Origin of the sequence: uncultured Halomonas sp. (assembly GCF_947501415.1) — a bacterium.
Lineage (GTDB): Bacteria > Pseudomonadota > Gammaproteobacteria > Pseudomonadales > Halomonadaceae > Halomonas.
The window spans coordinates 188,369-201,365 of record NZ_CANMVL010000007.1; the positions used below are offsets into that span (position 1 = coordinate 188,369).

At 66.1% G+C, this 12,997-nt stretch carries 12 protein-coding genes; 8 read left to right on the forward strand and 4 right to left on the reverse strand.

Annotated elements, in window-relative coordinates; genetic code table 11:
- Positions 1 to 38 precede the first annotated feature (38 nt).
- The 4 genes from Q0894_RS05480 to map form a co-directional block, all read right to left on the reverse strand.
- Entirely contained in the window at positions 39 to 383 is a 345-nt protein-coding gene (locus Q0894_RS05480) for an arsenate reductase (protein WP_161423902.1), read from the reverse strand.
- Complete coding sequence (gene dapC, locus Q0894_RS05485) at positions 383 to 1,594, reverse strand: succinyldiaminopimelate transaminase (RefSeq protein ID WP_299232219.1); 1,212 nt, start codon at positions 1,592 to 1,594, stop codon at positions 383 to 385. The genes Q0894_RS05480 and dapC overlap by 1 nt, the downstream gene beginning before the upstream one ends.
- Before the next feature lie 115 nt (positions 1,595 to 1,709).
- On the reverse strand, positions 1,710 to 4,391 hold the full coding sequence (locus Q0894_RS05490) for a [protein-PII] uridylyltransferase (protein WP_299232221.1): 2,682 nt from the start codon (positions 4,389 to 4,391) through the stop codon (positions 1,710 to 1,712).
- Positions 4,392 to 4,395: 4 nt separating this feature from the next.
- Entirely contained in the window at positions 4,396 to 5,187 is a 792-nt protein-coding gene (gene map / locus Q0894_RS05495; RefSeq protein ID WP_195688726.1) for a type I methionyl aminopeptidase, read from the reverse strand.
- 320 nt (positions 5,188 to 5,507) lie between these two features.
- On the opposite strand from map, the gene rpsB reads away from it, so the two are divergent.
- The 8 genes from rpsB to rseP all read left to right on the forward strand — a co-directional run bounded on the left by rpsB (position 5,508) and on the right by rseP (position 12,973).
- Positions 5,508 to 6,257, forward strand: coding sequence for a 30S ribosomal protein S2 (gene rpsB / locus Q0894_RS05500; RefSeq protein WP_132042857.1), 750 nt, complete (start codon positions 5,508 to 5,510; stop codon positions 6,255 to 6,257).
- 162 nt (positions 6,258 to 6,419) lie between these two features.
- Positions 6,420 to 7,289 (forward strand): translation elongation factor Ts, encoded by an 870-nt coding sequence (tsf, locus tag Q0894_RS05505; RefSeq protein WP_132042855.1) that lies wholly within the window; start codon positions 6,420 to 6,422, stop codon positions 7,287 to 7,289.
- Positions 7,290 to 7,401: 112 nt separating this feature from the next.
- Positions 7,402 to 8,163 (forward strand): UMP kinase, encoded by a 762-nt coding sequence (gene pyrH / locus Q0894_RS05510; RefSeq protein WP_132042853.1) that lies wholly within the window; start codon positions 7,402 to 7,404, stop codon positions 8,161 to 8,163.
- Between the two features lie 4 nt (positions 8,164 to 8,167).
- Complete coding sequence (gene frr / locus Q0894_RS05515) at positions 8,168 to 8,725, forward strand: ribosome recycling factor (protein ID WP_132042851.1); 558 nt, start codon at positions 8,168 to 8,170, stop codon at positions 8,723 to 8,725.
- Between the two features lie 58 nt (positions 8,726 to 8,783).
- Complete coding sequence (uppS, locus tag Q0894_RS05520) at positions 8,784 to 9,572, forward strand: polyprenyl diphosphate synthase (protein ID WP_132042849.1); 789 nt, start codon at positions 8,784 to 8,786, stop codon at positions 9,570 to 9,572.
- Entirely contained in the window at positions 9,565 to 10,365 is an 801-nt protein-coding gene (locus Q0894_RS05525) for a phosphatidate cytidylyltransferase (RefSeq protein WP_299232228.1), read from the forward strand. The genes uppS and Q0894_RS05525 overlap by 8 nt, the downstream gene beginning before the upstream one ends.
- Position 10,366: 1 nt before the next feature.
- Positions 10,367 to 11,566: a 1-deoxy-D-xylulose-5-phosphate reductoisomerase gene (ispC, locus tag Q0894_RS05530; RefSeq protein WP_132042845.1), complete on the forward strand. Its 1,200-nt coding sequence runs from the start codon at positions 10,367 to 10,369 to the stop codon at positions 11,564 to 11,566.
- A gap of 48 nt (positions 11,567 to 11,614) precedes the next feature.
- Positions 11,615 to 12,973, forward strand: a complete 1,359-nt coding sequence (rseP, locus tag Q0894_RS05535; RefSeq protein WP_132042843.1) for an RIP metalloprotease RseP — start codon at positions 11,615 to 11,617, stop codon at positions 12,971 to 12,973.
- Positions 12,974 to 12,997: the final 24 nt, after the last annotated feature.

Below are 12,997 nucleotides of genomic sequence, written 5' to 3' on the forward strand. Positions count from 1 at the left end.
GTCCTTGTAGAGTCGAATCGTGTGTTCAGAGGGGGCGCTTAGCCCTGAAGGTCGTCGTAGTCGCCGTCGCGATAGCCCACGCGGATGTCATCGCCGGTATCCAGCAGGGGGCGCTTGAGCAGGGTGGGGTGGGCGAGCAGCAGCTCGCGGGCGCTGTTGGCATCCACCTCCCGCTTCTCCTCGTCGGACAGGTTGCGCCAGGTGGTGCTGCGCTTGTTGAGCGCCGTCAGCACCGGCACCTTGTCGAGGATATGTTCGAGCAGTGGCGCGGAGAGGCCATCCTCGCGCAGGTCGTGGAACTGGTAGGGAACGCCGGAATTGTCCATCGCCTTGCGCGCACGGCGACAGGTGTCGCAGTTCTTGATGCCGTACAGGGTAAACATCACAGCCTCCTCTCGATGAAGTCGCGGATGCGGCGCGCCGCCTCGGCGGTGGCCTGGGGCTCGGCGACCAGCGCCAGCCGCAGGCGGCCGCTGCCGGGGTTGATGCCAGCGTTGGGGCCGTCGGGTGCGGGGCGGCCCATATAGCTGCCGGGAAGTACGCTCACGTTGGCATGGCGCAGCAGCTCCCGGGTAAAGCCCTCGTCGTCACCGCCGGGTACCGCCGGCCACAGGTAGAAGCTTGCCTCCGGGGTGGGGAACGCCATCACCGGGGCGAGAATGCGGGTCACGGCGTCGAACTTCTCGCGGTAGGCGTCGCGATTGGCGCGCACATGGCTCTCGTCGCGCCAGGCGGCGATCGAGGCGTGCTGCACCGGTAGCGCCATGGCGCAACCGTGGTAGGTGCGATAGCGCCTGAAGGGGGCGATCAGCCCGGCGTCGCCGGCCACGAAACCCGAGCGCAGCCCGGGCAGGTTGGAGCGTTTCGAGAGGGAGTGGAAGACCAGGCAGCGTCGATAGTCGTGACGCCCCAGGGCCGCGCAGGCCTCGAGCAGCCCGGGGGGTGGGGATGTCTCGTCCAGATAGAGTTCCGAGTAGCACTCGTCCGAGGCGATAAGGAAGTCGTGTTCGTCGGCGAGCTCGATCAGTCGCTGGAACTCGGCCAGTGGCGTGACCGCCCCCGTCGGATTGCCGGGCGAGCAGAGAAAGACGATCTGTACCTGGCGCCAGACGTCGGCGGGCACGGCCTCGATGTCGGGACGAAAGCCGCTTTCGGTGTTGCAGTCGAGGTAGTAGGGCTCGCCACCGGCGAGCAGGGTGGCGCCCTCGTAGATCTGGTAGAAGGGGTTGGGCATGGCCACCTTCGCCGGACGGGTGCGGTCCAGCGCCGCCTGAACGAAGGCAAACAGCGCCTCGCGGGTGCCGTTGACCGGCAACACCTGGGTGTCGGGATCGAGGCCGTCAAGGCCGAAACGGTGCCTGGCCCAGTCGGCGATGGCCTGACGAAGCTCGGCACTGCCGGCGGTGGCCGGGTAGCGAGCGAAGTCGGCCTGACTCGCCTGCAGCGCCTCGAGGGCGCCGGCATAGGGGGCGTGCTGGGGCTCGCCGATGGTCAGCGAAGTAGGCGCGAGCTCCGCGGGAGGCGTCACGCCGGCCCTGAGGGCGGCCAGCCGCTCGAAGGGGTAGGGCTTGAGGGCGTCGAGATCAGGGTTCATGGGTGTCCAGGCGCGCCTCTTGGGCCGTGGCCGCAGGCGTCGTCGTTATGATGTGTCGCGGGGTGAACGCAGGAGGCTCGATTATAGGGAAGGCCAGGGAAGGCCTCAAACGCGGCTAGCCTGAGACATCCAGCACCTCCTCCAGGCGCTCGCGCAGGCGCGCCTGGCGCTCGGGGTCGGTGAGGGGGCGGCCGGTCTTGTCGGTGATGAAGAAGACGTCCTCCACCTTCTCGCCCAGGGTGGCGATCTTGGCCGCGGAGAGGGCGATGTCCTGCTCCATGAAGATGCGGCCGACTCGAGCCAGCAGGCCGGGGCGGTCCGGGGCGATCAACTCCAGCAGGGTGCGCTCGTTGGCCGGGTCCTGCTCGATGATTACTTGGGTGTGGACCTTGAAGTGCCTGAGCTGACGCGGGGTGTGACGGGTGACGATCTGCGGGTAGTCGTCGGGATCGTCGAGCTCCTCGACCAGATGGGCGCGAATCTCCTCCAGGCGCACCGGGTCGCGAATGGGGCGCCCCTGGTCGTCGAGCACGATAAAGGTGTTCAGCGTCCAGTCGTTGCTGGAGGTGGCGATGCGCGCATCGTGGATGGAGAGGCCGAGCTGGTCGAGGGCGGCGGCGGTGGCGGCGAAGAGGTCATCCACCGAGCGGGTGTGGATAAACACCTTGGTGCCGCCCTCGACCATGCCGTCGGCCGGGGCGCTGAGCAGGATCAGCGGCAGCTGGCTCGCCCCGTGGGCGAGGATGCCCTGGGACTGCCAGGCGATCTCGCTGGGGGCGTACTGCAGGAAGTACTCCTCGCCCAGCGACTCCCACAGGCGCTGCACTCGGTCCATGTCGGCCCCCACCGCCGCAAGCAGCGAGAGGGCCTCGTCGCGGGTCTCGTTGACCCAGTCGTTGCGCTCCAGGGGGTTCTCCAGGCCGCGACGCAGGGCGCGCTTGGTCTCGGCATGAAGCTGGCGCAGCAGCGAGGCGCGCCAGCCGTTCCACAGGCTGGGGTTGGTGGCATTGATATCGGCAACGGTCAGCACGTACAGGTAGTCGAGGCGAGTCTCGTCGCCAACCAGGCGGGCGAAGTCGGCGATCACGTCCGGGTCGGTGATATCGCGCTTCTGGGCCACCATCGACATGGTCAGATGCTGCTCCACCAGCCAGCTTACCAGGCGGGTATCCCGCGGGGAGAGGCCATGGCGCTCGGCGAAGGCCTCCACGTCCCGGGCGCCGAGGATCGAGTGGTCGCCGCCGCGGCCCTTGCCGATATCGTGGTAGAGCCCGGCGATCCACAGCAGCTCCAGCTTGGGCAGCTGGTGGATGATATTGGCGGCCACCGGGAAGGTCTCGCGGGCCTCGGGCTTGCGGAAGCCGTGGATAAACTTCAGCAGGTGCAGGGTGTGGGCGTCCACGGTGTAGATATGGAACAGATCATGCTGCATCAGGCCGATGGCACGGCCGAACTCCGGCAGGTACTTGCCCAGCACGCCATAACGGTTCATGCGCCGTAGCTGACGCGCCACGTTGCCACCGGAGCGCAACAGCTCCATGAACAGGCTCTGGTGGCGCACGTCATCGCGGTAGAGGTCATCGATCAGGTGGCGGTGATCACGGATCTGGCGAATGGTGTCGGCACGTACCCCTTCGATGCCGGGGTGCTCGGCCATCAGCAGGAAGAGCTCGAGCAGGGCCGAGGGGCGGTCGCGGAAGACGGTTCGCGAGCGCGCCTGGATAAAGCCATCCTTGACCTCGAAGCGCTCATTGAGTGGTTCGACCGGCAGTACCTCGCCGGCATGCAGGATCGCCTCGTCGAAATGCTGCAGCAGCATGTCGTTGAGGCCCGCCAGGGCCGTGATATGGCGGTAGTAGCGCTTCATGAACTGCTCGACGGCGAGACGCTCCGGCGTGTCACGAAAGCCGAACAGTTCGGCGATGGTACGCTGGTGGTCGAACAGCAGGCGGTCCTCGGCCCGGCCGGCAAGCATGTGCAGGGCGTAGCGCACTTGCCACAGGAAGGCCTGACCCTGGCTCAGGATACGCAGCTCGGCGTCGTTCATGAAGCCGGCGGCCACCAGGTCGCTGTAGCGTTCGCTGCCGAAATGTCGCTTGGCGACCCAGCCGATCATCTGGATATCGCGCAGCCCACCGGGCGCGCTCTTGATATTGGGCTCCAGGTGGTACTCGGAGTTGTTGTGGCGCTGGTGGCGGTTGATCTGCTCCTGCCACTTGGCCTCGAAGAAGTGCTTCGCCGGCCACACGCGATCGGCGGCCAGGCGTGCCTTCATCGACTCGCGCAGCCGTTCGGGGCCGGCGACGGTGCGGCTCTCGAGCAGGTTGGTGATGACCGTGAGGTCGGCCCTGGCCTCGCGTTCGCAGTCGGCCAGCGAGCGCACGCTGTGCCCGATCTCCAGGCCGATGTCCCACAGGAAGGTGATAAAGGCCGTCAGCGGCTCGCGATAGGGTGCGTCGTCGTCGTGCTGGAGCAGCAACAGGAGGTCGACATCGGAGTAGGGGTGCAGCTCGCCGCGGCCATAGCCGCCCACGGCGAGCAGGGCCACGCCGTCATCGGGCCAGGTGTGGTGTTCCCAGGCCACCGCCAGCAGCCGATCCAGGCACCAGGCGCGACCATGGACGAGGTCGCGAATATCGGCTCCGGCGCGAAACCGCTCGTCGAGGCGCGCCTGGATCTCGCGAAGAGCGGCCTTGAATGGCGCGATCAGCGAGTGGCTGGCGGAGAGCTCCGCCCGGAAACCGTCGACGTCGAACAGAGACTCGTCCGGCGTGAAGCGGTAGTGGTGGAGCAGCATTGGCTCAGGGCTCGAGGAAGGAGAGGTCTTCGTCGCTGCGCGCGGTGAGCACCTCGACGCCGGACTCGGTGACCAGCAGGGTGTGCTCCCACTGAGCGGAGAGGCTGCGGTCGCGGGTCACGGCGGTCCAGCCATCACGCAACACCTTGGTGCGGTAGCCTCCCACGTTGATCATCGGCTCAACGGTCAGGCACATGCCGGCGGCGAGTTCGATATCTGCCTCGGGGGCATAGCCATCGTAGTGCAGCACCTGCGGGTCCTCGTGGAAGCTGGCGCCGATGCCGTGGCCGCAGAAGTCGCGCACCACGGAGTAGCCGTTGGCTTCGGCATGCTTCTGGATGGCGCGGGCAAGCTCCGAGAGGCGCACGCCGGGGCGCATCAGCGCCATGCTCTTGTAGAGACACTCCTGGGTGATGCGGCACAGGCGCTCGCCCTGGATATTCTCGCCGACCACGTACATCACGCTGGAGTCGCCATGATAGCCATCGGCGGTCTTCACGGTGATATCCAGGTTCATGATGTCGCCGTTCTTGAGCTTCTTGGCGTCGTCGGGGATGCCGTGACACACCACGTGATTGATCGAGGTGCACACCGACTTGGGAAAGCCATGGTAATCGAGAGGGGCGGGGGTCGATCCCAGCTCCTCGACGATAAAGTCGTGACACAGGCGGTCGATCTCGCCGGTGGAGATGCCGGCCTTGATATGGGGGGTGATCATCTCGATCACACGGGCAGCCTGGCGGCCCGCCTCACGCATCTTCTCTATCTCGTCGGGCGTCTTGATGGGTACGTTCATGGGGTCTCGGATTTGGGGGTGGAGGGCGTCCGCGATAGCCATTCACGCGCGCGGACTGCTTCATCTCGGGCTTATTCCATGGTATAAAGCTGCGCGCCTTCCTGCAATCGTCGAGCCTTCGTGGCAGCGTGTCTTGTGATCCTCGGATCGCCCAGCCGTGCCGGAAATCTTCGATAGCGAGGGTGCCAATCAACATAACGCCTTGAAAACACACATGCACCGGCACATGGTCCCGGGTGCCGCAGCGTCTCTTCTTGGAGGGGTAGCGGTCGGATCCATGGGGTGCATGGAGGCCTAACCCGATATTTCAGGAGTCATCCATGGCACACGTCAATATGCGTGACCTGCTCAAGGCAGGTGCCCACTTCGGTCACCAGACCAAGTACTGGAACCCGAAGATGAGCAAGTTCATCTTCGGTGCACGCAACAAGATCCACATCATCAACCTCGAGCACACCCTGCCGGCGCTCAACGAGGCCATCGATGTGGTCGAGAAGATGGCGGCGGCGAACAACAAGATCCTGTTCGTCGGCACCAAGCGCAGCGCGAGCAAGATCATCAAGGAAGAGGCCACTCGCGCCGGTCAGCCGTTCGTCAACCATCGCTGGCTTGGCGGCATGCTGACCAACTACAAGACCATTCGCGTCTCCATCAAGCGTCTGCGTGACCTCGAGGCCATGCACGAGGACGGCACCTTCGACAAGCTGACCAAGAAGGAAGTGCTGATGGCGACCCGCGAGCAGGAGAAGCTCGAGCGGTCCGTGGGTGGTATCAAGGAGATGGGTGGTCTGCCCGACGCCCTGTTCGTGATCGATGTCGACCATGAGCGCATCGCCATCAACGAGGCGAACAAGCTGGGCATCCCGGTCATCGGTGTGGTGGATACCAACTCCGACCCGGATGGCGTCGACTATGTGATCCCCGGCAACGATGACTCCATCCGCGCCATCCAGATCTACGTCAAGTCCATCGCCGATGCCTGCGCGCGTGCCAAGGAAGGTCGTCCCGACGAGTTCGTCGAGGTGACCGAAGAGGCCGCCGCTCAGGAAAGCGACAGCGCCGCCGAGTGATCGCGGCCCGTCTGATCGACGGCGGCCGTCGGCCAGTCATGCTGCTGACAGCGCTGTTGGTTGGACGAGAAGGGGGCCGCGGCCCCCTTTCTTCTCCGAATTTTCGAAATCTCCGCCACGGGGGTTTCGGCCCACTACCCGAGATATTCAGAGGTGACACCCATGGCAGCTATCAGCGCCTCACAGGTCAAGGAACTGCGCGAGCGTACCGGGCTCGGCATGATGGAGTGCAAGAAGGCCCTCACCGAGACCGGCGGTGATATCGAGCAGGCGATCGAGAACCTGCGCAAGAACTCAGGCCTCAAGGCCGCCAAGAAGGCCGACCGCACCGCCGCCGAAGGCGTCGTGGTGACTCGCGTGGCCGAAGACGGCAGCTACGGGGTGATGATCGAGATCAACTCCGAGACCGACTTCGTCGCTCGTGATGACAACTTCACGGCCTTCGCCGCGAAGATCGCCGATGCCTTCTTCGCCGCCAAGAGCGAGGATGTGGCCGCCGTGATGGCAGGCGACCTGGAGACCGCTCGCGAGCAGCTGGTCCAGAAGATCGGTGAGAACATCGATGTGCGTCGCAGCGTGGTGGTCGAGGCCGGCGACGGCAACCTGGTCGGTGAATACGTCCACGGTGGCCGTATCGGCGTGCTGACCAAGCTCAAGGGCGGCAGCGCCGAGGCGGCCAAGGACGTTGCCATGCACGTCGCCGCCATCAACCCGGCCGTGGCACGCCCCGAGGACATGCCCCAGGAGCAGCTGGACGCCGAGAAGGCGATCATCCTGGCGCAGCCCGATATGGCCGGCAAGCCCGAGCAGATCGCCGAGAAGATGGTCCAGGGTCGCCTCAAGAAGTACCTGGCCGAGAACAGCCTGACCGAGCAGCCGTTCGTCAAGAACCCGGACCAGAGCGTGGCCGAGTTCGTCAAGGCCGCCGGCGGCGAGGTGATCGGCTTTACCCGCTTCGAGGTGGGTGAGGGCATCGAGAAGGAAGAGGTCGACTTCGCCAAGGAAGTGATGGAACAGGCCAAGCGCAGCTGAGGTCAGAAGTTCCGCTACAGTGATGGCGTGCGCGCGAGCGCACGCCTTCGCGTATCCGGCCGGTCGAACCGGCCACCCCGTCATGCCACCCCAGATGCCAGGAGATGTTGCCATGTCCACCGCCGAACACCTCGAAGCCCCCGCCAAGCCACGCTCTCAGAAGTCGAAGTACAAGCGTATCCTGCTCAAGCTCTCCGGTGAGGCGTTGACCGGGGATGCCGAGTTCGGCATCGATCCCAAGGTGCTCGACCGCATGGCGCTGGAGATCGGGCAGCTGGTCGGCATCGGTGTCCAGGTGGGTATCGTGGTTGGAGGTGGCAACCTGTTCCGAGGTGCCGCCCTGCACGAGGCCGGCATGGAGCGAGTCACCGGTGACCACATGGGCATGTTGGCCACGGTGATGAATGCCCTGGCCATGCGCGACGCCCTGGAGCGCTCCAATATCCGTTCGCGGGTGATGTCGGCGATTCCCATGAGCGGCGTGGTGGAGCACTATGATCGGCGTACCGCCATTCGCTACCTGACCTCCGGCGACGTGGTGCTGTTCTCCGCGGGGACGGGCAATCCGTTCTTTACTACCGACTCGGCGGCCTGCCTGCGCGGCATCGAGATCGATGCCGATGTGGTGATCAAGGCCACCAAGGTGGACGGGGTGTATGACAAGGACCCGGTCAAGTATTCGGACGCGGTGAAGTATGACCAGCTCAGCTACGATGATGCGCTGGACCAGAAGCTCGGTGTCATGGATTTGACCGCCATCTGCCTGGTGCGGGACCATGACATGCCGGTACGCGTCTTCAACATGAACAAGCCTGGCGCCCTGCTCAACCTGGTGGTGGGCGGCGAGGAAGGCACGCTGATAGACAGAGGCTGATATCGTGATCAATGACATCAAGAAGGACGCAGAGAGCCGCATGAAGAAGAGCGTCGAGGCGCTCCACGGCAACCTGAACAAGATTCGTACCGGGCGGGCCCACGCCAGCATCCTGGATTCGGTCACCGTCGAGTACTACGGCAGCCAGGTGCCCCTGAACCAGGTGGCGAACATCAATACCGAAGATGCTCGTACCCTCTCGGTCGTGCCCTGGGAGCAGAGCATGGTGCCCAAGGTCGAGAAGGCGATCATGACCTCCGACCTTGGGCTGAACCCGTCGACCGCCGGCAACAATATCCGCGTGCCGCTGCCCATGCTCACCGAGGAGACCCGCAAGGGCTACATCAAGCAGGCGCGCCACGAGGCCGAGAACTCCCGGGTGGCCGTGCGCAACGTGCGTCGTGATGCCAACGGTGATATCAAGTCCCTGCTCAAGGAGAAGGAGATCAGCGAGGACGAGCAGCGCCAGGCCGAAGAGGCGATCCAGAAGCTGACCGACAAGTACATCGCCGAGATTGACAAGACCCTGGAGTCCAAGGAACGCGACCTGATGCAGGTCTGAGGACATCCGCCCGGCCCGCTCGCGGCCGGGCGTGGCGACACACCCAAAGCGAGACCCCATGACGTCACCGCTCCCCCCCAGCGCCGGCACCCCTGTCGGCACTTCCACCGCCACCGAGCCCGGTCTGCCGCGCCACGTGGCGATCATCATGGATGGCAACAACCGCTGGGCGAAGGCCCGTGGCCTCTCCGGCGTACGCGGCCACCACGCCGGCGTCGAAGCCGTGCGGGCCACGATTCGACGTGCCGCCGAGCGCGGGGTCGAGGTCCTCACCCTGTTCGCCTTCTCCAGCGAGAACTGGAAACGCCCCAAGGCCGAGGTGAGCGCGTTGATGGAGCTGTTCCTGCTGGCGCTCAAGCGCGAGGTGAACAAGCTCCATGCCAACGGCATCCGCCTCACGGTCATCGGTGATCGCAGCGGTTTCTCCGAGGCGATTCAGGCGCATATCGCTCGCGCCGAGGCCAAGACCCGCGACAACACTCGCCTGCATCTGGTGATCGCCGCCAACTATGGCGGTCAGTGGGACCTCGCCCAGGCGGCGCGCCGCCTGGGGGAGCGGGTCGCCGCCGGCGAGCTCGCCCCGGAGGCCATCGACGAGGCGGCCCTGGCCGCAGAGCTGAACCTTGCCGGCGTGACGCCAGTGGATCTCTGCATCCGTACCAGTGGTGAGCAGCGCATCTCCAACTTCGTGCTCTGGGAGCTGGCCTATGCCGAGCTCCATTTCACGCAGCGTCTGTGGCCCGATTTCGACGCCGATGCCTTCGATGCCGCGCTGGAGGACTTCCGGCGGCGCAAACGGCGTTTCGGCATGACCGATGACCAGATTGACGAGGCCCAGGGTGCTTAGACAGCGCATTATTACCGCCGCCTGGCTGGCACCGCTGGTGCTGGCCGGCCTGTTCGGCCTCTCGGGGGGCGCCTTCGCGGGCTTTACCGCAGCCATCGTGCTGTTGGGGGGCTGGGAGTGGACCAACCTGGCCGGTATCGCCGGGCGTGCTCGGCGGCTGGGCGTGGTCGGGCTCCTGGCCCTGGCCATGGCACTGCTGTGGAGCAGTGGCGGCACCCAGGCCGCCTGGCCGCTCTGGCTGGGCCTGGCCGGCTGGGGACTCAATCTCTACTGGGTCACCCACTATCCCGACCGTACGCGTCAGTGGGCCTCGTCTGCTCGGCGGCTGACCATGGGGTTGTGGGTGCTGCTGCCGGCCTGGGTGGGGCTCAATGTGCTGCGCGAGACCGGTGGCATCTGGCTGCTGTTCGTGATGCTGCTGGTGTGGAGTGCGGATATCGGTGCCTACTTCGCCGGCCGCGCCTTCGGCCGACAGAAGCTGGCGCCGCGGGTCAGCCCCGGCAAGAGCTGGGAGGGCGTGCTGGGGGGCATGGCGGCCACGCTGGTACTGGCCCTGATATTCGCCTTCGCTCAGTCACTGACGCCGGTCGACGCCGTCCTTCTGGTGCTGACCACCCTGGCGGTAACGCTTGTCTCGGTGCTGGGTGACCTGCTCGAGAGCATGCTCAAGCGCCATCGTGGCATCAAGGATTCCAGTGCCCTGCTGCCCGGCCATGGTGGCGTGCTTGACCGTATCGACAGCCTGACCGCAGCCCTGCCGCTGTTCGCCCTTCTTGCACCGGGGGTGATCTAGCATGGGCAGCGACACCCGCCAGCGTCGCCAGGGGGTTACCGTGCTGGGCGCCACCGGCTCCATCGGCACCAGCACCCTGGATGTGATCGCGAGGCACCCGGAGCGATATCGGGTCCATGCCCTGACCGCCCACCGTTCCCGGGAGCCGATGCTGGCGCTATGCCGGCACCATCGGCCGGCGGTGGCGGTGCTCGAACGCGAAAGCGATGCCTGTTGGCTCCGCGAGCGTCTGGCCGAGGCAGGCCTCTCCACCGAGGTGCGCAGCGGACCCGAGGCGCTGGTGGAGGTCGCCGAGGCCGGCGAGGCCGACGTGGTGATGTCGGCCATCGTCGGCGCCGCGGGTCTGCTGCCGACGCTCGCCGCGGTGCGGTCCGGCAAGCGGGTGTTGCTGGCCAACAAGGAGGCCCTGGTGATGTCCGGGGCGCTGTTCATGGAGGCGGTGGTGCAGCATGGCGCGACTCTGCTGCCCATCGACTCCGAACATAATGCCATCTACCAGTGTCTACCTCAGGAGCATCGCGGCGGCCTGGCTCGTCATGGGGTGACTCAGCTGCTGCTGACGGCCTCCGGAGGCCCCTTTCGGGGGTGGGCGGCCGAGGCCCTGGCCGAGGTCACCCCGGCCCAGGCCTGTGCTCATCCCAACTGGAGCATGGGGCAGAAGATCTCGGTGGACAGCGCCACCCTGATGAACAAGGGGCTCGAGCTGATCGAGGCGTGCTGGCTGTTCGATGCCTCCCCCGACCAGGTTCAGGTGGTGGTGCATCCGCAGAGCGTGATCCACTCCATGGCGGCCTACAGCGATGGCTCGGTAATCGCCCAGCTCGGCAACCCCGATATGCGCACGCCCATCGCCTATGGACTGGCCTGGCCCGAGCGCATCGATGCCGGCGTCCAGTCGCTGGACCTGTTTTCCGTGGCGCGCCTCGATTTCGAGCCGCCCGACGAGGCGGCCTTTCCCTGCCTGCGACTGGCGCGTGACGCCATGGCGGCGGGAGGGACGGCGCCGGCGGTGCTCAATGCCGCCAACGAGGTGGCGGTGGCGGCCTTTCTGGCCGGCAGGCTGCCCTTCACCGGCATCGCCGAGCTGGTGGCGAGGGTGCGCGATGCCGAGCCGGTGCAGCCGGCCACCGAGCTTGAAGCGATTCTCGCGGCCGATGCCCAGGCGCGGCGTGCCGCCGAGAGGCATCTGGCACGCCTGTGAGGCGAGGCCGAAACGTCATGGCGTCTACGATGTCAGGAGGAGAGTGACTTGGGCGTGATCCAGAATATCCTGGCCGTGGTCGTGGTGCTGGGCCTGCTGGTGACCTTTCACGAGTTCGGCCACTTCTGGGTGGCACGGCGCTGTGGTGTGAAGGTGCTGCGTTTTTCGGTAGGCTTCGGCACGCCGATCTGGTCGCGGCATGATCGCCACGGCACCGAGTACGCCATCGCCGCCATCCCGTTGGGTGGCTACGTCAAGATGCTCGACGAGCGCGAGGGCGATGTGCCCCCCGACGAGCTCGACCGCGCCTTCAATCGCAAGAGTGTCTGGCAGCGTATCGCCATCGTGGCCGCCGGGCCTCTGGCCAACTTCCTGCTGGCCCTGGTGGCGTACTGGATGCTGTTCGTTGCCGGCACGGTAACGGTGGCGCCGGTGATCGGCGAGGTGACGCCAGGCTCCCCCGCCGAGCGGGGCGGGTTGAGGGTCGATCATGAGATCACCGCTGTTCAGGGTGAGGCCGTGCGTTCCTGGGAGGAGATCAATCTCAAGCTGGTGGCGGCCATCGGCGAGCCCGAGGCACTCTCCATCGCCACCCGGCCGAATGCCAACGCCGAGCCGCGCGAGCACCGAGTGCCGGTAGACAACTGGCTGGTGCGTCAGGATCCGCCCCAGCCGCTAGCCACGCTTGGCGTGACACCCTGGCGGCCGCCGATACCGGCGGTGCTGGATCAGGTGGTTGCGGGCGAGGCCGCGGCGCTGGCGGGCCTCGAGGCGGGGGACGAGATCCTCCGCGTGGACGGCCAGCCGGTGGATGGCTGGCGCGACTTCGTCGAGAGCGTGCGCGCCCACCCCGGTGAGCCGCTCGAGCTCGAGGTGAGTCGGGAGGGGCGGCGGCTGACGCTGACCGTCACGCCAGGCCGCCGCGAGCTGGATGAGGGCGTCAGCATCGGTTATGTCGGTGCCGGGGTGGTGCCGGTGGAGTGGCCCGAGGAGTACCGTCGCGAGATCCGCTACGGGCCGGTGGCCGCGGTGGGCGAGGCCTTCTCGCGAACCGGCGAGATGATCCTGCTCACCTTCGATGCGGTGCGCAAGATGCTGGTGGGGCTGATCTCACCCTCCAATCTCTCGGGGCCGATCACCATCGCCCAGATCTCCGGCGACTCGGCGCGTGCCGGCCTGGAGAGCTTTGTCAGTTTCCTGGCCTACCTGTCGATCAGTCTGGGGGTGCTCAATCTATTGCCGATTCCGGTGCTGGATGGCGGCCACCTGCTCTACTATGCCATGGAACTGGTTCGCGGCCGGCCGGTTTCGGAGCGCACTCAGGCCATTGGGCTACGCATCGGCCTGGCCCTGGTAGGTGGCCTGATGTTGATGGCGATCTATTTCGATCTGATGCGGCTCTGGTAGGCACTCCCTCGCCTTGTCAGTAGA